Annotated in this window: 14 protein-coding genes; 7 read left to right on the top strand and 7 right to left on the bottom strand. The window is 38.1% G+C overall.

The window, feature by feature from the left end; all coding sequences use genetic code 11:
* Window positions 1-2: 2 nt before the first annotated feature.
* The 3 genes from ACN1CD_RS05585 to aqpZ all read left to right on the top strand — a co-directional run bounded on the left by ACN1CD_RS05585 (window position 3) and on the right by aqpZ (window position 2,710).
* Window positions 3-1,265 carry a phthiocerol/phthiodiolone dimycocerosyl transferase family protein gene (locus ACN1CD_RS05585; RefSeq protein WP_419129335.1) on the top strand — a complete coding sequence of 421 codons (1,263 nt, stop codon included), beginning with the start codon at window positions 3-5 and terminating at the stop codon, window positions 1,263-1,265.
* A complete protein-coding gene (locus ACN1CD_RS05580) occupies window positions 1,258-1,752 on the top strand; it encodes a hypothetical protein (RefSeq protein WP_419129334.1) in 495 nt (164 codons plus the stop codon). Before ACN1CD_RS05585 ends, ACN1CD_RS05580 begins: the two co-directional genes overlap by 8 nt.
* A 250-nt stretch (window positions 1,753-2,002) precedes the next feature.
* Window positions 2,003-2,710, top strand: coding sequence for an aquaporin Z (gene aqpZ, locus ACN1CD_RS05575; RefSeq protein WP_419129333.1), 708 nt, complete (start codon window positions 2,003-2,005; stop codon window positions 2,708-2,710).
* A 348-nt stretch (window positions 2,711-3,058) separates the two neighbouring features.
* On the opposite strand, the gene ACN1CD_RS05570 is transcribed toward aqpZ, so the two are convergent.
* Window positions 3,059-3,574 (bottom strand): glutathione peroxidase, encoded by a 516-nt coding sequence (locus ACN1CD_RS05570; protein ID WP_419129332.1) that lies wholly within the window; start codon window positions 3,572-3,574, stop codon window positions 3,059-3,061.
* 438 nt (window positions 3,575-4,012) lie between these two features.
* On the opposite strand from ACN1CD_RS05570, the gene topA reads away from it, so the two are divergent.
* Both topA and ACN1CD_RS05560 read left to right on the top strand, forming a co-directional pair.
* The gene (gene topA / locus ACN1CD_RS05565) at window positions 4,013-6,577 is read left to right on the top strand and encodes a type I DNA topoisomerase (protein WP_419129331.1); all 2,565 of its coding nucleotides are present in this window, start codon (window positions 4,013-4,015) and stop codon (window positions 6,575-6,577) included.
* A gap of 90 nt (window positions 6,578-6,667) precedes the next feature.
* On the top strand, window positions 6,668-7,072 hold the full coding sequence (locus tag ACN1CD_RS05560; RefSeq protein WP_419129330.1) for a hypothetical protein: 405 nt from the start codon (window positions 6,668-6,670) through the stop codon (window positions 7,070-7,072).
* 350 nt (window positions 7,073-7,422) lie between these two features.
* On the opposite strand, the gene ACN1CD_RS05555 is transcribed toward ACN1CD_RS05560, so the two are convergent.
* On the bottom strand, window positions 7,423-7,866 hold the full coding sequence (locus ACN1CD_RS05555; protein ID WP_419129329.1) for a nuclear transport factor 2 family protein: 444 nt from the start codon (window positions 7,864-7,866) through the stop codon (window positions 7,423-7,425).
* 295 nt (window positions 7,867-8,161) lie between these two features.
* Here ACN1CD_RS05555 and ACN1CD_RS05550 point away from each other — a divergent pair, with 295 nt between their 5' ends.
* On the top strand, window positions 8,162-13,750 hold the full coding sequence (locus tag ACN1CD_RS05550) for an alpha-2-macroglobulin family protein (RefSeq protein ID WP_419129328.1): 5,589 nt from the start codon (window positions 8,162-8,164) through the stop codon (window positions 13,748-13,750).
* A 76-nt stretch (window positions 13,751-13,826) separates the two neighbouring features.
* Window positions 13,827-16,208 carry a penicillin-binding protein 1C gene (gene pbpC, locus ACN1CD_RS05545; protein WP_419129327.1) on the top strand — a complete coding sequence of 794 codons (2,382 nt, stop codon included), beginning with the start codon at window positions 13,827-13,829 and terminating at the stop codon, window positions 16,206-16,208.
* Between the two features lie 246 nt (window positions 16,209-16,454).
* Here pbpC and ACN1CD_RS05540 read toward each other — a convergent pair whose 3' ends face one another.
* The 5 genes from ACN1CD_RS05540 to ACN1CD_RS05520 form a co-directional block, all read right to left on the bottom strand.
* Window positions 16,455-17,147 (bottom strand): lysoplasmalogenase, encoded by a 693-nt coding sequence (locus ACN1CD_RS05540; protein WP_419129326.1) that lies wholly within the window; start codon window positions 17,145-17,147, stop codon window positions 16,455-16,457.
* A 74-nt stretch (window positions 17,148-17,221) separates the two neighbouring features.
* Window positions 17,222-17,419: a hypothetical protein gene (locus ACN1CD_RS05535; RefSeq protein WP_419129325.1), complete on the bottom strand. Its 198-nt coding sequence runs from the start codon at window positions 17,417-17,419 to the stop codon at window positions 17,222-17,224.
* A 304-nt stretch (window positions 17,420-17,723) separates the two neighbouring features.
* Complete coding sequence (locus ACN1CD_RS05530) at window positions 17,724-19,148, bottom strand: glycoside hydrolase family 125 protein (protein ID WP_419129324.1); 1,425 nt, start codon at window positions 19,146-19,148, stop codon at window positions 17,724-17,726.
* Window positions 19,149-19,161: 13 nt separating this feature from the next.
* The gene (locus tag ACN1CD_RS05525) at window positions 19,162-20,238 is read right to left on the bottom strand and encodes a glycoside hydrolase family 76 protein (protein ID WP_419129323.1); all 1,077 of its coding nucleotides are present in this window, start codon (window positions 20,236-20,238) and stop codon (window positions 19,162-19,164) included.
* 434 nt (window positions 20,239-20,672) lie between these two features.
* Complete coding sequence (locus ACN1CD_RS05520; RefSeq protein WP_419129322.1) at window positions 20,673-22,958, bottom strand: GH92 family glycosyl hydrolase; 2,286 nt, start codon at window positions 22,956-22,958, stop codon at window positions 20,673-20,675.
* Window positions 22,959-23,162 lie beyond the last annotated feature (204 nt).

Here is a 23,162-nt window from a genome sequence, read left to right as displayed (position 1 = left end):
ATATGAAGAGACAATTAATTTTAGGAGAAAGAATCATGTATGTTGATCCGGCAACTCCGTTAAACTGTGTTTTTACAGCAAAAATACTTGGCGAGTTTGAAGGACACCACTTAAGGCTTGCACTTGATCAGATTCAAAAGAAACATCCACTGCTGAGGATGAATATAGAAACGATTAATAAAACGCCACATTTCGTACTTAACGAAGCCATTGATCAAATCCCAATACGGGAAGTTGATTTCCAGACCGATCAGGATTGGTTAAGGGAATCTAAAACAGAATGGTATAAACTGTTTAATCAAAACAATAAGCCACTAGCCCGACTAGTGTGGATAAAAGGCCATTTGGAATCTAACTTAATGCTGGTTTTACCGCATTGCATCTGTGATGGTACCTCGATTGTAAACCTCATGCAGGAAATGTTAACGCTGATTGACAATCCAAATCACGAACTCCTTCCCTATCATTCATTTTCTCTCATTAGCGAATTATTACCAGAAAACTATTTACCCAGCCATTATATAAAACGTAAAACCTTTGCCGCTTTAGGCAGATTATTCTTTCTTTTTAAACCAACATCTGGAAAAAGATGGAGCCAAAGCAATTACGCCATTAACTGGAAACTAAGCAAAGCCGAAACCCGTTCGTTTATTAATAAATGCAAGGCTGAAAAAACAAGCGTCCATGCTGCCATTTGTGCCATTTTCATAGCTGTATTTAAAGGGCTAAAAAATGATAAGGCACATGGAAAAGTGATTTGCCCTGTAGACATCAGGCGATTTATTCCTGGCATCAAAGCAGATACCATGTTTGCCTTCGCGCCAATTGCCGAGCTTAAAGTTTCAGAAAAAGAGGATAACGTTTGGCAAAATGCAAGAGCAATAAAAGCTGATCTTGATAAAAAGATTAGCGAAATGAATGTACCACGGCTTTTACAGATGAGTGAATCTTTCCACCTACTTGCAAATAAAATGATTGGCTTTCTCCGGTCTACAAACGGTTCTCATGACATTACGTTGAGCAATATGGGTTTGCTGAATGTTAAACAGCATTACAAGACTTTTAGCGTAGAAACCATTTACAGCCCTACAGTTGCCTTTCCCTGGAAGAATGCAAATACTTTGGTTGTCAGTACATTTAATAATCAATTAGATTTCTCATTAATGTCTGATGAAAGTTTTTTAAGGGAATTTGATGCAATGTTAATTAAAACCAGGGTTGTGGAATTGATGACTGCACACATAAACGCCCTCGCCAGTGCCTGATTTTACCGAAAATAATAGAATCAGATGGAGGAAATTTGTTCGCAAGAACTTACTATTATACTTCGTTCCAAATGTGTTGCTAAACACTGTAATTCCCTATTTTGTACTAAGTGCGCAACCTTATGTTTATTTATTTAACGGTGAGCAAAATCTGGCCCGTTTTCTATTACCTATGTCGTTGTTACTACCATTTCTCATCACTATAGATGTTTTGAAAAAAGTGAGGGCATTAAAAAATGATGATGCCTTCCATTTTGTAATGAATAAAGAATTCGAAGAAAAACGTAAAATGTTCAAATTAGCTGGCCTGCATAGTTTTTATACGATCTTGATCGTATCCATTACCTTATTTATCATTCATATAAGCTTTCCAGCTCATTTTGATTTTGGTGTGACCGCCTCGGTAGCATCTTCCGGTATTTTAGCTGGCTTTTACTCCATTGCATTTTTCTTTTTATCCATCAGGAAAATAAGAGTTGTTAATTAGAGACTTATTGAAATCCTATTAAGACTGATAAATTTTTATTCATCTGTTATCAATATTTTTAGTTATTTCTTTACTTCAAAAATAGTTTGTTTGGTTAATTTGGGGCTTGAGGATTTGAGCCCCTTAACTATTATAGACGAATTTCAACCCATAAATTTATTTCACGAAAATATTTAAAAATATAAAATTTAAACTACTTTTACGATGAATCTCCCCCTATTCGTTTTTCTAAACTTCTAATTTAAATTATATGGAAACGAGTAAATTCTCAAAATTTAGCGCCGAATTTTTAGGCACTTTGGTATTGGTATTAATGGGTTGCGGTAGCGCTGTAATCGCGGGGGCAGATGGTACAACAGGTGTAGGTTTATTGGGTATTTCTTTTGCTTTTGGCCTTTCGGTTGTGGCAATGGCTTATGCCATAGGTCACATTTCAGGTTGTCACATTAATCCGGCCATTTCAATCGGGATGGTAGTTGCCGGGCGGATGAAAGCAGGTGAAGCAGCATATTATATTGTGGCCCAAATACTGGGTGGTATTGCCGGAGCAGCGCTCCTCTATCTTATTGTAAGTAACCAGGCCAGTTTCGAAATGAAAGAATGGGCATTAGGTGCTAATGGGTGGGGCAAAGGCTATCTAGCAGAATACAACATTATCGCAGCTTTCGTAGCAGAAGCCATTTTTACCTTTATATTTTTACTGGTAATCTTTGGCGCAACTTCTACAAAAAATATTAATGGCGGTTTTGCTGGTTTAGCAATCGGACTTTCACTGGTGCTGATTCACATTGTCGGAATCAAGATTACAGGCGTTTCGGTAAATCCAGCCCGTAGCATTGGGCCTGCAATATTAGCATGTGGCAAAGCTTTGAACCAAATTTGGTTATTTATTGCTGCTCCCATAGTTGGCGCAGTTTTAAGTGCAGCCGTTTGGAAAACTGTTTTAGAGAAAAACTAAAGAAGAGGGAAAGGAAAGGTAAAAGGTGAAATGGATGATGGAAAATGGAGCCTAACAAATCGCTTTAAATGTCAATTGTTAAAATGGAAAATGGGAAACGGATGATGGAAAATGGAGCCTAGCAAATCGCTTTAGATGTCAATTGCTAAAATGGAAAATGGGAAACGGATGATGGGAAATGGAACCTAGCAAAGTGCTTCAGATATTAGATTTTTAAACTAAAAAAGGGTAAAATGGAAACATGGATTAATACCATCTACCATATTACCCTTTTAAATTTATCATAGACAAGAGAAAATCATTCCATTTCCCATCTCACATCTTCCATTCTCATACACCTTCCATTCCTTATAGGTTTTTTACAATTGCCTCATCCATAGGCTTGGTTTTCGAACGGAAACGATGTACCAATTCTCCCTTTTCATTAATCAGGAATTTTTCGAAATTCCATTTAATATCACCTTGCTCTTCTGTATTGGTTTGCGAAGTTAGATATTTAAATAAAGGACTGATATCATCACCTTTTACGCTGGTTTTTTCAGCCATCAAAAAGGATACGTTATATTTTCCTGTACAAAATTCTTTAATTTCTGCATTGGTAGAAAATTCCTGTCCACCGAAATTACCCGCCGGAAAACCAATAAGCACTACTTTTTTGCCATATTGTTTCTGAAGTTTTTCAAGATCTTCATACTGTGGCGTAAAACCACATTTTGAAGCGGTGTTAACTATCATAATTTTCTTGCCTTTAAATTTTGATAGTTTTACTATTTTACCATCAATGGTTTTAAAGCTGAAATCGTAAACAGTTTTTGGTGGGTTTAGCACCAAAAAGTTTAATAGGATTAAGATTGTGCTGATCATCGTTTTTTATTTTATATACGAATATAGGCACAAAAAGGTTTCATCTCCGCTATGTTATTGTAAATATTGTAAAAAGCCCCTATCCGCCTAACGGCACCTTTCCCCGGGAAGGAAAGGATTAAGAAAAGCATTCTTCACACCTCGCGATCGACGACCTGCCAAGCGGCCTAGGAGATGATGGAAGGAGAAGCCGTTGAAAACTTAATCCCTCCCGTTCAATTACCTTCAAGCCAACAGCAGCAAATTGTCGCTAAACCAATATAGTTTGAATTGGTTGGTATTGGTTAGTGAGTCACCAACCAAGGGTGGTAATTTATAGCTGATTTTTATATAATCAGACCAACATTACTTTCCAACTTCAAAAAAAATCGTATTAAATACTACGCATGTTTTGATTTATGCTTTAATTATAGCTTTATTTGCACAAAATCGTATTTCATGGCTAAAAACTTACTCATCGTCGAATCACCCGCAAAAGCTAAAACCATAGAAGGTTACTTAGGCAAAGATTTTCTTGTAAAATCAAGCTATGGTCACATTCGGGATTTGGTGAAGGGCGATATGGCTATTGATATTAAAAATAATTTCGCCCAGACTTACGAGGTACCTGCCGATAAGAAAAGCATGGTCGCCGAACTTAAAAAACTTGCTAAGGAAGCCGAAATGGTATGGCTAGCATCCGATGAGGACCGTGAGGGAGAAGCCATTTCCTGGCACTTATTTGAAACTTTAGGCCTTAAAGAAGAAAAAACCAAGAGAATAGTATTTCACGAAATTACGAAACCTGCTATTTTAAAAGCAATTGAGAGCCCGAGAAGTATTGATTATAATTTAGTAAATGCGCAACAGGCCCGCCGTGTTTTAGACCGATTAGTGGGTTTTGAACTTTCTCCTGTTCTATGGAAAAAAGTTAAACCATCATTATCTGCTGGTCGGGTACAATCTGTTGCGGTGCGCTTAATCGTTGATAGGGAAAGAGAAGTGTTAAATTTCAACGCTTCAGCCGCTTTCAAAATCACCGCTCAATTTTCAACAGGAAAAGGCCGCGAAGTTGTTAAAGCTGAATTACCACAACGTTTTGACAGTGAAGCTGATGCAGAAAAGTTTCTTCAGGATTGTGCTACAGCTAAATTCGATATTACGAGTTTGGAGACCAAACCCGCGAAACGAAATCCTGCTGCACCCTTCACCACTTCAACCTTACAACAGGAAGCTTCGCGAAAATTAGGTTTTTCTGTTGCCAGAACCATGCAGGTAGCGCAGCGATTGTATGAGGCTGGAAAGATCACTTACATGAGAACGGATTCGGTAAACTTATCGGATACGGCTTTAGGAGCTGCTGAACAAGAAATTAAATCGGCTTATGGTAATCAATACCACCAGCCAAGAAAATATAAAACAAAATCTGCAGGTGCGCAAGAGGCTCACGAAGCCATCCGCCCAACTTATTTCGACAGGCATACCGTTGATGGCGATATTTCGGAGAAACGTTTATACGATTTGATCTGGAAGCGTTCCATTGCGTCGCAAATGAGTGAAGCCCTATTTGAAAAAACAACAGCACAAATTACCGCATCAACCAGAAAGGAACATCTGGTTGCTGAAGGTGAAGTATTGAAATTCGATGGTTTCCTTAAAGTATATTTAGAATCTACTGACGAGGAAGAAGGCGAAGAAAAAGAAGGTGGCTCTATCCTACCCCCTTTAGCTAAAGGACAAGAATTATTTTTAAATGAAATGCAGGCAACAGAACGTTATTCTCGTCCGCCGGCAAGATATACTGAAGCCAGTTTAGTAAAGAAATTAGAGGAATTGGGCATTGGCCGTCCGTCTACTTATGCACCAACTATTTCTACAGTTCAAAATCGTGGTTATGTGGTTAAAGAAGACAGAGATGGTAAACCACGTAAGTTTACAGCGATTGTTTTAAATAACGGAACAGTTACAAAAGAAATTAAATCTGAGATTACAGGTGCTGAAAAATCAAAACTCTTCCCTACTGATATTGGTGAAGTCGTAAATGATTTTCTGGTTGAACACTTTAAAGGTATTGTAGATTTCAATTTTACCGCTAATGTAGAGAAGGAATTTGATGAGATTGCACAGGGTTTACAGGAATGGACCAAAATGCTACACTCTTTCTACAATCCATTTCATTTAGAGGTTGAAAACACTTTAGAAACCGCAGAACGTGCAACTGGAGAGCGTTTACTTGGTTTGGATCCGGCTACTGGCAAAAATGTGTATACGAAAGTTGGTAAATTCGGTCCGCTCGTTCAAATTGGTGAACAGGATGATGAAGAAAAACCGCGTTATGCAAGCTTAATGCGAACGCAATCTGTTGCAACGATTCAGCTTGAAGATGCGTTGGAATTATTCAAACTCCCTTTCTCTTTACCTGATTTTGAAGGTAAAGAAGTGATGATTGGTATTGGCCGTTTCGGACCTTACGTGAAATGGGGAGAAAGTTTTATTTCGCTTCCTAAAAATGAGGAACCTTTATCAGTTACCTATGATCGGGCTGTAGAGATCATTCGCGAAAAGATGGATGCTGATGCACCAATCGCACATTATCAGGGTTTAGGGGTTACAAAAGGCAAAGGTCGTTTCGGTCCGTTTATTAAATGGAATGATTTGTTTATCAATATTCCTGCTAAAGGCTACGATTTTGATAATTTATCTCAGGAGGATATTGAAACGCTGATTGGTAAAAAAGTTGAAAAAGAAGCCAATCGTTTCATTAAAACCTGGGAAGCAGAGAAGATATCCATCGAAAATGGCCGCTGGGGACCGTTTATCCGTTTTGGAAAGCTAATGCTTAAATTGAGAAACAACGAAGCCACAAAACAAAAATATACGCCTGAAGAATTGGTTGACATTGATTTAGAGGTAGTGAAGAAAATGATTGTAGAACAAGTGCCAAACGCGTTCGAAACAAAGAAAAAAGCACCAGCTAAAAAGAAAGCTCCGGCAGCGAAAAAGGCAGTGGCAAAGAAAAAGTAATATCGGAACAAAGAATAAGGAGCAAGGATAAAAGATATAGTTTTCAACCTTTACATCCTTATTCTTTACTCTTTTATCTTTAATCTAAAAATGAAAGCAGATTTACCAGAAAATACAGTTGAAGATATTGCGATGGCCGTTGTACTGATGGGTGAAACTCCGGAGGTAAAAAACTGGAACGTTTACTTGGTCAATTTAAAAAATGAGCCAATTACGAATGTATTAATCAGTTCGAAGGGTTACGGTGAAAAAGATGGAAAGCCGGTTAAAACTTCAATTTTAAGGCATTTCATTGGCGATATGGAAGCTCAGGATTTCAAAGGCGTTGAAGCGATTGACCCTGAAGTTTTCGGCTTAACAAATGAATACTGGCTGAGTTATTATATCGGCGCTACCATTTATGATAAAAAATTCATCTTCCTTCCAGAAAGTATTGTCGATACAAATCTGATCAAAATTCCATTGGTGAACAGACCGGGGGTGATGATTAAATAAGAGGTTATAGGGTTAGGGGTTTAGTGGGTTAGAGAGAAATCGCATTTCGAATTTAAATGCAGAACATCTATGCAACCAAAGCTCTCAATTTAAGCTTAAAAACTTTAGTTTACACACTCCAAAACCTCAACTCAAAACTTCCTCTGCTCCCTGGACTGAAGACTAAAGACTTTCAATTTACTATTTAAATGGTTATAAGGTTAGAGGTTTAGTGGGTTAGAGAGAAATCGAATGTAAACGTAGAACATCTATGCTCCCAAGACTCCCAACTAAAAACTCACCACTCCAAACTTCCCCCGCTCCCAAGACTCCGGACTATTGACTAAAGACTCCGAACTAAAAACTCCCAACTACTTTTCCGGCACTTTAACCGCCTGTCTGCCAAGCAACTTCCAGCCTGTTTTTTCTTTACTCCAGATTAGCAGAATATATAAATTCACATTCCCTCTTACACCTTTATCATTTGTTTGTGCCATTAATTTATGTCTAACCAGTGCTGTCTTGCCCTGAATAACGGTTTTTGGATCGCCCAAAATAATATTATCAAGAAAATCTGATTCACCAGAAAGCAGGGAATGCATAAACTCTTGTTTAGTTTGAATCTTCCCACTCGAATGTCCATAACTTAAATTATTCAGCAGCAATTGATCCAGCTTCAAACTATCCGGCGTAATCATTAATGCGATTAGTTTATTAACGGCAATATCTACTTCTTTCTCGGCTTTAGTTTTTTGAGCCATAGACATATTAGTCATCATGATCAGGCTCGCAAAAATTAATAATTTCTTTATCATAAGTGGTTAAATTAGGTTGATGGAGTAAACTTATCCAAATCAAAGCAAAGGAACAAACTTAAAATTTCAATCTGCCAGATTTAACTTTTTGCGTATTCATAGTTATTTGAAAATCTCCATAAAATTGTAATTTGAAAAATACAACATAACAACTGCGATTTATTTAAACTATTCAAATATGCTAACTTTCAGATTAACAGCATGATGCTACTTTGTCTAATTCCCTAATTTTCAACATCATTCCTTATTAACGCGAATTTTAATTAATTTTCTCCATCTAAACTATAATTTCAAAATGGAACAACCATCTACCTACCAATCATCATCCAAAAAGAAATTTATTTTTATAGGCTTATTAGTCGTTTCTATTGCGGCAATACTCTTTATTTATTTCCGGCACAAAAGGAAATCGAATGAAGATAATCAGGCTTATGCAAAATACATTGAAGCCTATACATCAGGCACAATCTCTAAAAAAAGTTTTATACGGGTGCATTTGGCCAACGCGGCAACTGGAATGCAAGATTTAGGAAAGGCTGATTCACGGGAGTTATTTGATTTCTCCCCGTCAATTTCAGGAAAAACCTATTGGATTGATCCACAAACAGTAGAATTCAGACCAGATGAAAACCTAAAACCCGGTAAAGAGTACGAAGCAAGCTTCAAATTATCAGAAGTTTCAGCTACCGAAAAAGGTCTGGAAGATTTCGATTTTGAATTTAAGATAATCACACCAGGCATTATGCTCGCTCAAAATGGCCTGGTTTCGCAAAATAATACCTCGTTAGATTACATGAAATTAACTGGCGAAGTGGCAACTGCGGATGCGGAGGAAACTTCGAAAATTGAGAAAATTATTGAAGTCGATTTCGATCAGAAACTCAAAATAAAATGGCAACATGATCCGGCGAAAAACATTTCAAAATTTACTATTGATAGCATCAAGAAAAAAGCAGCAGATCAAACCCTGAAATTAGATTGGGATGGCGATGCAATTGACGCTAACGAAAAAGGTAAAGAAGAAATTCGTATTCCGGCGTTAAATAAATTTGAAGTGCTGGATATCAAAGCAATTCAGGGAGAAGAAGATTATGCCTTGGTTCAATTTTCAGAACCAATTGGTGTAGGTCAGGATTTAACAGGGATGATTTCTCTCGGGAACCTGAGTGATTTAAGATACACCATTGATGCCAGTCAGGTAAAAGTTTATGCTGCTGAAGAGCTTAAAGGAAATTACGCGTTAAACGTTAACAATGGTATTGAAAATATTAATGGCAAAACACTCGTTGGTGGAAAGACTGCTAATTTAGTTTTTGAAGACAAGTTACCAGCAGTTACCATTTCCGGTGCGGGAACGATTCTTCCCAATTCAGATAAACTGGTATTGCCGTTTGAGGCAATCAACCTGAAAGCCGTTGACGTTACGGTTATTAAAATTTACGAGAATAATATCCCTCAATTTTTTCAGTCTAATAGCTACCGGGATGGTAACGAACTTCGACGTGTAGCGAAGCCAATTCTTCAAAAAACCATTCGTTTGGATGAGGATAAAGCTTTGAATCTTCATAAAAAGAATCGTTTTACCCTGGATTTAGATAAGATGATTCGTACAGAGCCAGGAGCGATGTATAGGGTGACCATAGCTTTTAGAAGAGAATATAATGCTTATAACTGTAAGGCAAACGATGAAAAAGCAGAAGACGGTGATGATAGTTATTATGGCGAGAACGAAGGGTACGGTGAGAAAATAGATGAAGATGATGATTTCTGGCAACGATATAATAGCTACTACCCTACCAATTACCGTTGGAGTGACCGCGATAACCCATGCACTCCATCATTTTATTCCAACCAGCGTTGGGTAAGCCGAAACTTATTGGCTTCGAATATTGGCCTGGTTGCCAAACGTGGCAATGACAATAGTATGCTTATTGTAGCGACAGATTTACTTACAGCAAAACCATTAAGCGGTATTGAACTGGAATTAATGGATTACCAAAAGCAAATCATTTTTACAACGAAAACAGATGGCGATGGCTTTGCCCGTTTTGACTTAAAACGTCAACCCTTTTTGCTAATTGCAAAAAATGGTTCGGAACGCGGATATCTAAAACTAGATGATGGAAGTTCGCTCCCATTGAGCAGATTTGATGTTGGCGGCGATGTGGTACAAAGTGGAATAAAGGGTTTTATTTATGGTGAACGCGGGGTTTGGCGACCTGGTGATAGTTTATTCGTTTCTTTCGTTTTGGAAGATAAGTTGAAGAAATTGCCGGCCAATTATCCGGTTACAATGGAATTATCTAATCCTAAAGGGCAATTATATAAACGTTTAATTAATGGCAAACCTGTAAATGGTTTCTATACTTTTAAAACGGCTACTGAAAGCACTTCTCCTACAGGAAACTGGACAGCAAAGGTCAAAGCTGGTGGTGCAACATTCACGAAAACTTTGAAAATTGAAACGGTGATGCCAAACCGCTTAAAGATTGATTTTAATGTTGGCAACAGGCCTTACTTAAAAGCTGGAACATCTGCTGCTACCCTATCAGCTAAGTGGCTCTTTGGTGCGGCAGCTCAAAACCTGAAAGCGAAAGTTGATGTAAATTTAAATACCACAGAAACTAAATTTAAAGGCTTTGAAGGCTACAGTTTTGATAATCCTACGGTTAATTTTGAATCGCAGGTTAAAACTATTTTCGAAGGATCATTAAATGCAGCAGGAACAGCTCAGATTAATACTAATTTAAATGAGAACAACACCGCACCAGGTGTCTTGAGGGCAAATTTCACCACTAAAGTTTTTGAACCAGGTGGTAACTTCAGCATCGACAATTTTAGTATTCCCTACCATGTTTATAGTAGCTATTTAGGTATTCGTCCGGAAAAAGGCGATAAGCTAAGCGGCATGCTGGTAACTGGTAAAGACCATAAGATTGAGATTGTAAATGTAAATACAGATGGGAAATTACTGGCGGAAAGCAAAACCGTTCAGGTTGAATTATACAAAACACAATGGCGCTGGTGGTGGGAACAGGATGATCAATACACCTTCGCGAACTTCACGCAAAACGAATATAATAAGCTGGTAGAAACCAAGCAGGTAACTTTATCAAATGGTAAAGGAAGTTGGAATTTAAGGGTTGATGAACCAGAATGGGGTCGTTACTTAATTTTAATTCGCGATTTGAATGGCGGTCATGTTACCGGGAAATCCGTTTATGTAGATTGGCCAGGTTGGGCACAGCGCGAACAGGGATCGAATCCGACTGAAGCATCTATGCTGTCGTTCACGGCCAATAAAGAAAAATTCACGGTTGGTGAAGATATCACTTTAACCATTCCAACTGCTGAAAATGGACGGGCGCTGGTATCCATTGAAAATGGAAGTCGGGTTTTAAAAACTTTCTGGATCGATACAAAGGCAGGTCAAACACAATATAAGTTTAAGGCAGAAAAAGAAATGGCTCCAAATGTTTTCGCGAACATTACGCTGTTGCAACCACATGCGCAAACGGTGAACGATTTACCGATCAGGATGTATGGTGCCATTCCGATTTTAGTAGAAGACCCGCAAACGATCTTGAAGCCAACCATCAAAATGTTGGATAAAATCAAACCAGAAACAGATAATACTATCACAGTTGGCGAACAAAACGGAAAGGCAATGACTTATACCATCGCTTTGGTTGATGAAGGTTTGCTTGATTTAACGCGATTTAAAACGCCAGATCCGCATGGTGCATTCTATGCACGCGAGGGATTAGGGGTTAAAACATGGGATTTATTTGATTATGTTTTAGGTGCCTGGGGTGGGAATTTAGAAAGAATCCTGAGTATTGGTGGTGATGGAAGCATCAATAAAAACTTAAATCCTGCAAAAGCAAATCGCTTTAAAGCAGTGGTAAAATTTATGGGACCATTTACCATTGGTAAGGGCGAAAGCAAAACCCATAAATTCAAATTACCACAATATATTGGAGCAGTTAGGGCAATGGTTGTTGCTGGTCAGGATGCGGCGTATGGTTTTGCAGAAAAATCTGTGCAGGTGAAAAAGCCTTTAATGGTTTTGGCAACGTTGCCGCGGGTAATCGGTCCGGGTGAAACGTTTACCCTACCCGTTACCGTTTTTGCCACAGAAAAAAATCTTAAAAATGTTTCTGTTCAGCTTCAAGCCAGTAACCTGATTGTTCAAGGATCGAACAAACAGCAACTTTACTATAAGCAAACTGGCGAACAAATGGCTTATTTTGAGGTAAAGGCACCTAATACAGTTGGCATTGCTAAAGTGAAAGTTATTGCACAAAGTGGCGGTGAGCGAACGGACTATGATGTGGAAATGGATATTCGAAATCCAAACCCTTATGTAACCAATGTAGTTTCTGCAACCGTTGAACCTGGTCAGAAATGGGCAATAAATTATTCACCTATCGGGATGACCGGAACAAATTCAGGTGCGCTTGAAGTATCTTCTATCCCATCGATTAACTTAAAGAAACGCCTGAGTTACCTGATTCAATATCCGCATGGATGTATTGAGCAAACTACTTCAGGTATTTTTCCACAATTATACCTGGATAGATTAAGTCCTTTGAGTGAACAGCAAAAAGCCATGACAGAGAAAAACATCAAGGCTGGAATTACCAGAATAAAAGGTTTCCAAACCACTGATGGCGGATTATCTTACTGGCCTGGAGATGGCAATGCCGATGAGTGGGGCAGTAACTATGGCGGACACTTTTTAGTAGAAGCACAAAATGCAGGTTATACTTTACCTGTTGGATTGCTCGATGAACTCTTGCGTTACCAAAAAACAAAAGCAGCCAATTGGGCACCAAATAGCAACAACTTCTATGGTGGTGATTTATCTCAGGCATACCGTTTATATATGCTTGCCCTGGCTAAAAAACCAGAAATGGCAGCGATGAACAGATTAAAAGCTTTTGAATATTTGTCTGTTTCTGCGAAATGGCGTTTGGCAGCAGCTTATAAACTTGCCGGTCAGAATGATGTAGCACAAAATATGATTCGTGGTTTAGATACTTCCATACAGCCTTATAAACAACTGGGTGGAACTTATGGCTCTGATGTTCGTGATCAGGCAATGATTTTAGAGACATTAACTTTGTTAGGACAAAAAGCTAAAGCCGCCAGTCTCTTGCAACCTTTAGCCGCAAAACTGGGCGAAAATACCTGGTACAGTACACAAACAACAGCCTATAGTTTATTGGCAATTGCAAAATTCTGTGGTGCGAATCAATCGTCGAATAAATTGCAATATCAATATGTTTTAGATGGAAAGTCTGCGCCAGTTAATTCAGGTCAGTACATTAATAGTACCGCTGTAAATTTCAAAGGAAACACCGCTTCCGTAACCAATAAGGGAAATAATGTGTTATTCGTTCGTTTAGTGTTGGAAGGACAGCCGGTTGCCGGACAGAATAATTTCTTACCAAATCGTCCGGATGTATTGGACATGAACGTGATCTATAAACGTTTAAACGGAACAACTTTAGATCCAACAACTTTAAAACAGGGAATGGATTTTTATGCTGAAGTAACTGTTAAAAATCCTGGAAGAATGGGCTATTATGAGCAAATGGCGCTGACTCAGATTTTCCCATCCGGATGGGAGATCATCAATACCAGGGTGAATGATAATCAGAGTATCCTCGCCTCTTCTCCTTTCACCTATCAGGATATTCGCGATGATAGGGTTTTCACTTATTTCAATATCCGTGAAAATGAAAGCCTGGTTTACAAGGTGTTGCTGAATGCTTCTTATTTAGGAAAATATTATTTATCAGCAGTGCAATGTGAAGCGATGTATAACAATGATATTTCGGCAACACAAGATGGTAAATGGGTGCAGGTAGTGAAATAGCCCTATTTAATTTATTCATATCTCCAAACCTCACAGGTTTTAAAAACCTGTGAGGTTTCTAATTTTCTAAAATTAAATGAACAAAACCCCAAGAGCATTTCTCTTTTCTGATATCATTTGCCTTGCTTTTCTTTTGGTTTTCATTTTTTTATTACCTGTTAAACTCTTTAAATCTCCAACCTCATTTGTAATAGAGGCCAGCAATGGCAACTTATTAAGCGCTGCAATTGCCTCCGACGGACAATGGAGGTTTCCAGTGGCTGATTCTGTGCCTGTAAAATTTAAGGACTGCATTATCGCTTTTGAAGATAAACGATTTTACAGCCATTTCGGAGTTGATTTTTTGGCAATGAGCCGGGCAATGCGACAGAATTTAAAAGCTAAAAGCGTAGTGAGTGGTGGAAGTACCTTAACAATGCAGGTAATTCGTTTATCCAGAAAACAGGATCGAACAATCTGGCAAAAACTGTACGAAATTATACTGGCCTTTAGATTGGAATTAAGATCTTCCAAAGACAAAATTATAGGCTTATATGCTGCGAATGCTCCGTTTGGAAGTAATGTAGTTGGTTTAGAAGCTGCGAGTTGGCGGTATTATGGTCGCAATGCTAAAACGCTTTCCTGGGGTGAAATGGCAACTTTAGCTGTTTTACCGAATAGCCCTTCACTGGTTCATCCAGGAAAAAATTCCAACAGATTAATCAAAAAACGTAACAATCTACTGGATAGATTAGCCAGCTTAAAATATATCGATCAAAGTACGGCCAACCTGGCTAAGCTCGAACCCATTCCCGGTAAACCGCTCCCCTTACCACAAAATGCACCTCACCTTCTAAACCGTTTCAAAGCTGAAAGGGCTCTGCTGGAGATCAATTCAACCAGGATTACATCTACTTTAAATGAAGATGTTCAGTTAAAAGTGAACTCCATATTAAAACGTTACAATAACCGATATCGGGCCAATGATATTAATAACATTTCAGCGCTGATTCTCAATGCTAAAACAGGTAATGTGGTGAGCTATGTAGGTAATATCTATCAACCCGAAAATATTGAATTGCTGAGTCATGTAGACATGATTAAGGCACCACGAAGTCCGGGGAGTACGCTGAAGCCCCTGTTGTATGCGAGTATGCTCAATGATGGATTCATTCTCCCGCATACTTTAGTGCCGGATGTACCAACACAAATAGCGGGTTATTCTCCACAGAATTATGATCTTGGTTATGATGGCGCTATTGCTGCAGATAAAGCGTTAAGTCGCTCTTTGAATATTCCTGCAGTAAAAATGTTGCAGCAATATAAGTACGAACGATTTTACGACAGGCTCAAAAAGTTGGGTATCGGAACCTTAAATCAGCCTGCTGATCATTATGGCTTATCGCTGATTCTTGGTGGCAGTGAAGTAACCATGTGGGATTTAGCCAACACTTACATGGGCATGGTGAGAACGTTAAACCATTTCAATGCTTATAAAGGATTATATGACCCTAAGGATTATAAACAAGCTACCTACTACAGTAAAGCACAGGAAGATGAAAAAGACTATCAGCGCAATTCATTTTTAGATCACGGGGCCATTTGGGCAACTTTCAATGCTATGGAAGAGGTAATGCGACCTGGGGACGAAGGTTTATGGGAGCAATTTTCATCATCACAAAGGGTAGCCTGGAAAACCGGAACAAGTTTTGGCTTCCGTGATGCATGGGCTGTTGGCTTAACACCAAATTATGTGGTTTGTGTTTGGGTTGGTAATGCCGATGGCGAAGGCAGACCTGGTTTAGTAGGAATAGAAGCAGCCGCTCCTGTGCTATTTGATATTTTTAGATTACTTCCAAACGGAAAATGGTTTGAAACGCCAAAAACAAAATTAAAAAAACTAAAAGTTTGTAAGCAGAGTGGTTATAAGGCTGGAGATTATTGTCAGGATGTAGTTGAGGAGTGGGTGCCTGTTGCTGGCGAAAAAACTGTTATTTGTCCGTTTCATAAACTTATCCATTTAGATAGAACCGGAACATATCGGGTAACTGATCTGTGCGAAACCGTCACCAATATGCAGCATAAAAGCTGGTTCATTTTGCCTCCCGCAATGGAATATTATTATAAGATCAAAAACAGCGATTACAAGGCATTGCCTCCATTTATGAGCGGTTGTGAGAATGCTGGAGGAAATAGTGTGATGGAACTGATCTATCCTAAAAACAACGCCATAGTATACATTCCGCTGGAACTTGATGGAACAAGAGGAAAAATAATATTGAATGCGGCACATCGAAATCAGCGTTCAAAAATTTATTGGCATCTTGATAATGAATATTTTGCTACGACAACTAATTATCACCAGATAGCCGTTAGCCCACCACCGGGCAAACACACGCTTACGCTGGTAGATGAAAGTGGAGAAAGACTGGTGCAGGTTTTTACTGTGCTGGATAAGGATAATAAGCATAAAAATTGATGTACCGTTTTTAACCGAAGAATTTGAAGATCATCGCAAAGAATTCAAAAGCTTTTTACCACCGAGCTCACAGAGATTTACACAGAGAAAGATGAGAAAAAGCATATCTCCGTGTTCTTCGTGACTTTTCTCGGCGCTACTCTGTGGTTAAACTTTCAACAAAATAGAATACCACGCGTACTTTGCGCCTTAACTCTGCGTGCTTTGCGGTTAAATCCAGTAAATAAATTTAAACCTCCTTACAAACTATATCTCCGTTTGCTTCACCACCAATTCCCTCACCACTGTTCCATAAACAATCAGATATTGAGCTAACATATAGCTAACCATAATCAATACACCAGCTTGAGGAATCGGTCGGCTAAACTTATCTATTGCCAATACACTATCAGACAAAAGAAAAAATAATGCACCAGTGAGAATAAGTTGAAAACTAGATAGATTAACTTTCCCATAACGATTAAGTGCCATAATCATCATAAATGTAATGATGATGGCATACACTAAAATAGCAAACTGCCAGGCACCGAGGTAAGGTTGTAAATAAAAGAATAAGCCCATGCAAAAAATGATCAAAGCACCTGCACCCCACAAAAAGAACGGATTTCTAAAATCTGGGTTTGACTTATGATCAAGTGTAAATGCCCTGATATAAAAAATGTGACAAATCAAAAATGCAATCAGGCCATAATTAAAAAAGCTCATGTTCTCAGATTGCAACATCAAAAAGACATCACCAGCCAAACTAAAAATTAAACCTGTGAATATTCTTTTATGGAAACGACCTTTAAGACGAGTAGCTGAATACAACCAAACCAATAAAGTAATTACAATGAACGGTTTAGAAACATGACTCAATAAAGTATTGCCTGATGTTTCTGCATACCATTGAACAATGAATACCAGGGAAAAAATGAAGGCAAAAAGTTTTGTTTTCATTAAAATTTATGAATTGAAGAACAAATTTAATGTTATTAACTTAATGCCTGAAAATTGTAATGAAGATATTCTGGTTAGCACACCTGGCGAAGTTTTTTCGTCTTGATTTCGCCACCTTCCTGAAGTCCAAAAATTAACATTAAAAATTCATCAGTTTCTTGAATGGCAATATTAACTACCACACCTGACAATCCATTATCATCACTTATCGTGTCGCCCACCTTAATTTCCAATAGTGTTGATGTTGGAATGTTATCATTTAAAACTGTCATGATATTGATATATTTAAAATAAAATTAATTGATGGGTAAAAGCAAGCTAGATAGTTGACCTTGTAAGTTTTCCATCAAATTAAAAGCGACTAGGCCCGTTTACCCCTAAACGCTGACAAAATTGAACATATTTTTGATAAGGCAAGGCATTAAACGCGAAGAAATTTGGTTTTCTTGACAAGCCAGTGAGATGGTTTCAGTAGAAAATTAATCACTTCCGTCATAAAATGAGATGATAACCGATGGGTGTTTTCGAAGCTAAAGGCCTCCACAATAAGCGAATGGCCTTTAGCAAAATATTATATTAAACCATTAAAAGCGCTGGTTTCTCATGGTAAGTTTTCCATAACAATTCACCAAACAAGGTATTAGACCAGGCGAACCAGGCTCTTGTAAAGTTTGCAGGGTCATCTTTATTAAAAGATTCGTGCATAAAGCCCTTGCCAGCATGTGTTTTTTGTAAGGTATTAATACAGTGTTTAATTTCTGCTTCATCCTTAGAAGTTAATGCCCTCATGGTAATACTCATCGGCCAAATCATATCCTGCCCAACGTGGGGTCCTCCTATTCCTTCGCCAGCTGTACCTTTAAAAAAGTATGGATTATCTTTAGACAACACAAATTTTCTGGTGTTTTGATAAATCGGGTCTTCCGCACTCATCGCACCAAGATATGGCAGACTTAATAAACTAGGTACGTTTGCATCATCCATCAAATAATTACTTCCGAAGCCATCTGTTTCAAAAGCATATATTTCACCATATGTTGGGTGCGTTACAATGGCATGCTTTTTTAAGGCCATATTTACTTCATCAGCCAGATTAAGCAAATTACTCTCTAATTTTTGATCACTTTGAAGTGCCTTAATCATTTCAGCAGCCTGTTTTAAGCTAGATACAGCGAAGAAATTTGAAGGTATTAAAAATGGGAAAATTGTAGCATCATCACTTGGGCGAAAGGCCGAACAAATTAAGCCCACAGGGTTTACCGGAAAACCATATCCGGCCATCGGCAACGAATCCGTTGGCTTATGGGTTACACGCTGAAAATGATACGGACCGTGATCAGTTTTACGTTGCTGCTCCTTAAAAGTTTTCAAAGTGGTTTCAATTGCTTTCTTCCAATCTAAATCAAAAGGGGCTTTATCACCTGTTTTTTTCCAATAATGATAAGCCAAACGAATGGGATAGCACAATGAATCTATCTCCCATTTGCGCTCATGTATACCCGCCTGCATAGCTGTATCATCTGTTTTCCATTCACCAACTTTATTGGCATCACCATAAAATGCGTTGGCATATGGATCTTTTAGCACACACTTCGTTTGATGATTGATTACGCCTGCAATTAATTTTTTAAGGGCTACATCTTCATTTACAAATTGTAAATATGGCCAAACCTGTGCAGAACTATCGCGCAACCACATGGCATCGATGTCTCCGGTAATTACGTAAGTGTCCGGACGGCCATCTTTTTCTGAATAATAAACTGTGGTATCTAAAGTATTAGGAAAGCAATTTTCAAAAAGCCATGCCAATTCAGGATTTTTAACATTGGCCTGAAAAGTTTTTATGGCCGCACTTACCGCCTTACTCTGAAAATGTCTCTTTCCGGCTGCAACACGCACCACTGGAAATTCAGGTGCCAATTCGGCCGCAAATGAAAACTTAGAGGCAACCACGCCTGCACCAAGCAATCCGGTATTTTGAATGAATGTTCTTCTTTTCATTAAATATATATTTTTATGATTTGGTTAAATTTAAAGCCGCCAGCCTCGCATATATTTCTAAAATCCCTGCTTGCGACAGCAAAGTTTTATCTGATTCCCTTCCTAATAGATTTCGATCATCACGCTCATTATTCCACACACGATTTGCGTCATCAATAAAAAAGCTAAAACGGGAAGCATCTTTCTCCACGACATACAAGGCTAAATAGCCGCGCAATAATACTGCATTAAACCAATAATGACCAGGTAATTTTCCGTTTTTGTAAAATCTTTTTTCAGCAGCAGTAGCTATAAGCTTTGCTTCTTTAAGGTATTTAACGTCTTTAGTGATTTGGTAAAGCATTACGTTCGATTCCAACATAGTGCCTGTATTATAAGTGTAAACAGCCGAATCTATTTTTAAAGATGAAACGTTAATGGCATCATAAAAAATCCCATCATTGCCCCTCAGGTTTTTATTCGTCCAATTGTAAACCAGCAAAGCTGTATCCAGATATTTTTTCTCTTTTGTTGCCTGATACAATTCCAGGGAGACTAAGATATTCGGACCGTTGGAACAGGTATTTTTAGAAGTTTTTTCATCTTCTTTCCAATATAAACCACCTCCTGTTTTCTCATCATAGCCTGTTAATAGCCAAGTATAGATTTCTTTGGCTTTGTCAAAATAGATTTTCTTTTTCGTGCGTTCGTAAGCATTAAGGTAAGCGATTGCAATCCACTGATTATCATCATAAAAGCGAGAACTTTTTTCTACATAAGATTGATAAGAAGGCGCAGGCGATTCTTTGGTATAATACTGATCGATAGCCTTAATTACAGGTTGCATACCACTATTTTTCTTTAAAGCTTCGGTTTCATTTTTAGCCTGGATCAGTGCACAAAGCGGCCACAGATAAGAATATGGTTTTTCGTGTTTCCCTATATTTTCAAGGTATAATCCACGATCTTCGGCGACGAAGTACTTTTGTATATTTTGTTCAATGACATCAATTCGTTTTAAATATTCCTGCTTGGTGGTTTGGGCAAAACAATTACCTAAAGTCGAAATAAAAAATAAACTAAGCATTACCGGGGCTACGTGATATCGCATTGATAGGAATGAATTTCTGATCAGACTATTTGTTTGTATGGTAATTTTATTCAACAAAATAACTCAAATTTATCTATTTAACTGAAGTGGCTTTTTGATGATCATCTGGCTAGAACGTAAACAAATATTATTATAATTTTTTTAACATCAAAATCAAAAAAGCTAATTAAGCCATTCCTAAATCGATTTTCCGATTCCTATTCAATTTATTACAAAAAACAAAGTTACTGGTATGAAATCAGATTGAAATTTTATGGTGGCTGGTTGATTAGAAAGTTAAATATATATTTTTATAAGGAGTTGTTCATAAAAATCATTGTTATCAAACCTGGTACATTTTAAAACCTGCGTTATTTGATGAAAATTGATGAAAAACAAAAAAAAACCGCTGGTAAAACCAGCGGTCCAATACCACAAACGAGACAATTGAGATATTATTTTTTTGGTTTGGCGCTCATGTAAAAAGTAAGTTTACCGCCGTTCGTGATGTCTTCATGTTTAATGCTGTGGTTAGAAATTTCCTTTCCATTCAGCATTACTTTTTGCACATAAACGTTTTTAGCACTTTGGTTTACGGCCTCTACTGTAAAAGTTTTATTATTCTCCAGGTTAAGAACGGCTTTGTTAACCAGCGGACTTCCCAAGGCATAAACATCTGCACCGGGTGCTACCGGATAAAATCCCATTGCGGAGAACATGTACCACGCACTCATTTGACCGCAATCATCGTTTCCACCCAATCCATCAGCTGTTGGCTTGTACTGCATATTTAAAATATGGCGAATCTGCGCCTGACCTTTATAAACCTCATCCGTCCAGTTGTAGAGATAAGCAACATGATGTGCCGGTTCATTACCGTGAACATAACCGCCAATAATGCCTTCACGGGTAATGTCTTCTGTGTGGGCGAAAAACTCATCTGGCAAATGCATGCTAAATAAAGAATCTAAACGAGCAGCGAATTTCTTTTTGCCACCCATCACTTCAATTAACGAAGTTGGATCATGTGGAACAAAAAAGCTATAATTCCAGCTATTTCCTTCTATAAAACCTTGCCCTTCAGTATCTTTCGGGTCGAATGCTTTTTTAAAAGTTCCGTCAGACAGTTTTGGGCGCATAAATCCGGAAGCGGGGTCATAATTATTTCTCCAGTTTTGCGAACGCTTGATAAACTCATTATAAATAGCTGTGCGGTTCAGTTTCTTCGCCAATTGTGCTATTGCCCAATCATCATAAGCATATTCTAAGGTATTGGAAACAGATACTCCACTCCTTTCAGCCGGAATATAACCCTGATCCATATAATAGCCGATGCCTTCATAATCCCGGTGTTTCGCCGTAACCACACAAGCATCCAAAGCCTTATTGGCATCTCCGTTATAAGTACCTTTAATAATCGCATCTGCAATTACAGAAACACTGTGATAACCACTCATGCACCAGTTATCGTTTGCATAATGCGACCAGATAGGCAACATATGCAAGCTGCTTTGATCATAATGTGCAAGCATAGATTTCACCATATCGTTACTCCGAGCTGGCTGCATAATATTGAAAAACGGATGCAGGGCCCGGTAAGTGTCCCATAAAGAAAAAGTGGTGTAATTGGTAAAGCCATCCGCCTGGTGAACATTCTGATCTAAACCTTTATACTCACCATTTACATCGGTGTAAGTTGTTGGATTGATGAATGCGTGATACAATGCCGTATAGAAATTTATTTTGTTATCGTTTGACGTGGTAACCTGAATTTTATTTAGCTCCTTATTCCAGGTGGCCTGTGCTTGTGCCTTTACCTGATTAAAATCCCAGCCAGAAATTTCTGCACGCATATTTTCTACCGCATTTTCCTGACTAACAGGCGATAACGCAAACTTAATTTTTATCTGCTCTCCTTCACTGGTATCAAAATCGAAGAACATTTTAATCTTTTTCCCGGCAATTTCAGGGAAGTTTTGATCCTGATTAAATTTTCCCCAGAAGCCCCGGTAAGCTTGCTTCGCATCATAACTTTTTCTACCGTAGCTTTTAAAAGGCTTAGAAAAACTCATGGCGAAATAAACGGTTCTGGTTCTGGCCCAGCCATTGGTTTGTCGATATCCGGTGATTAAAGTATCATTTACCACGCGAACGTAAGTCCACACGGTCTTATCTTCATAATTATAGATTCCAGCCATCAGATCTAAAATAATATGCGACTGATCTGATTTAGGAAAAGTATATTGATGCATGCCTACCCTGTTGGTTGAAGTAAGTTCTGCAGTAATATTGTGATCATCTAATTTTACCTTATAATAACCCGCATCGGCAGTTTCATTAGCATGACTATATGCCGAACGGTACCCGCTTTTCGGCTGATCGGCAGTGCCGGGATTTAACTGTAATTTCCCTTGAGTTGGCATAATTAAAAAATCGCCAAGATCTGAGTGGCCCGTACCGCTGAAATGCGTATGACTAAACCCAACAATTGTTTTATCTTCATACTTATAACCGGCGCAATATTTATAAACATCACCATTGTAATTCCCATTTACCTCGTAAGACAAAGTATCTGTTTCAGGACTCAACTGTACTGCTCCGAAAGGAACAGTTGCACCTGGATAAGTATGCCCCATTTTAGAGGTGCCAATAATGGGCTTAACATATTGCACTAAATTTTCTTGGGCAGTGGCAAAAAATGCTGAAAACAAAAAACAAGGCAGGATAAGTTTTTTAATCATAGTGTGTTAAAATATTGAACGATATCAACGAAAATTCTAAGGTAGAAATTAATTTGTAAATCTCTGTAAAATATAAACTAAAACGTTTAATCAATCTTAAAAACAAATTATATATGCGTTCTAGTTGGTAAGGTAACGACTCAGAGATTCAGGTACAGCTTTCCTGTTGGTGAGCCACCAACTGGGGGTTCAGTTTAATTAATC

It is taken from the genome of Pedobacter sp. N23S346 (assembly GCF_048515415.1).
Lineage (GTDB): Bacteria > Bacteroidota > Bacteroidia > Sphingobacteriales > Sphingobacteriaceae > Pedobacter.
This window is presented reverse-complemented; position numbering and strand designations above follow the sequence as displayed.

Bases quoted from the DNA above. Each gene is read 5' to 3' on its own strand.
- ACN1CD_RS05585 (WP_419129335.1), top strand. From the start codon at position 3: ATGAAGAGACAATTAATTTTAGGAGAAAGAATCATGTATGTTGATCCG.
- aqpZ (WP_419129333.1), top strand. From the start codon at position 2,003: ATGGAAACGAGTAAATTCTCAAAATTTAGCGCCGAATTTTTAGGCACT.
- ACN1CD_RS05570 (WP_419129332.1), bottom strand. From the start codon at position 3,574: ATGATCAGCACAATCTTAATCCTATTAAACTTTTTGGTGCTAAACCCA.
- topA (WP_419129331.1), top strand. From the start codon at position 4,013: ATGGCTAAAAACTTACTCATCGTCGAATCACCCGCAAAAGCTAAAACC.
- ACN1CD_RS05560 (WP_419129330.1), top strand. From the start codon at position 6,668: ATGAAAGCAGATTTACCAGAAAATACAGTTGAAGATATTGCGATGGCC.
- ACN1CD_RS05555 (WP_419129329.1), bottom strand. From the start codon at position 7,866: ATGATAAAGAAATTATTAATTTTTGCGAGCCTGATCATGATGACTAAT.
- ACN1CD_RS05550 (WP_419129328.1), top strand. From the start codon at position 8,162: ATGGAACAACCATCTACCTACCAATCATCATCCAAAAAGAAATTTATT.
- pbpC (WP_419129327.1), top strand. From the start codon at position 13,827: ATGAACAAAACCCCAAGAGCATTTCTCTTTTCTGATATCATTTGCCTT.
- ACN1CD_RS05540 (WP_419129326.1), bottom strand. From the start codon at position 17,147: ATGAAAACAAAACTTTTTGCCTTCATTTTTTCCCTGGTATTCATTGTT.
- ACN1CD_RS05535 (WP_419129325.1), bottom strand. From the start codon at position 17,419: ATGACAGTTTTAAATGATAACATTCCAACATCAACACTATTGGAAATT.
- ACN1CD_RS05530 (WP_419129324.1), bottom strand. From the start codon at position 19,148: ATGAAAAGAAGAACATTCATTCAAAATACCGGATTGCTTGGTGCAGGC.
- ACN1CD_RS05525 (WP_419129323.1), bottom strand. From the start codon at position 20,238: ATGCGATATCACGTAGCCCCGGTAATGCTTAGTTTATTTTTTATTTCG.
- ACN1CD_RS05520 (WP_419129322.1), bottom strand. From the start codon at position 22,958: ATGATTAAAAAACTTATCCTGCCTTGTTTTTTGTTTTCAGCATTTTTT.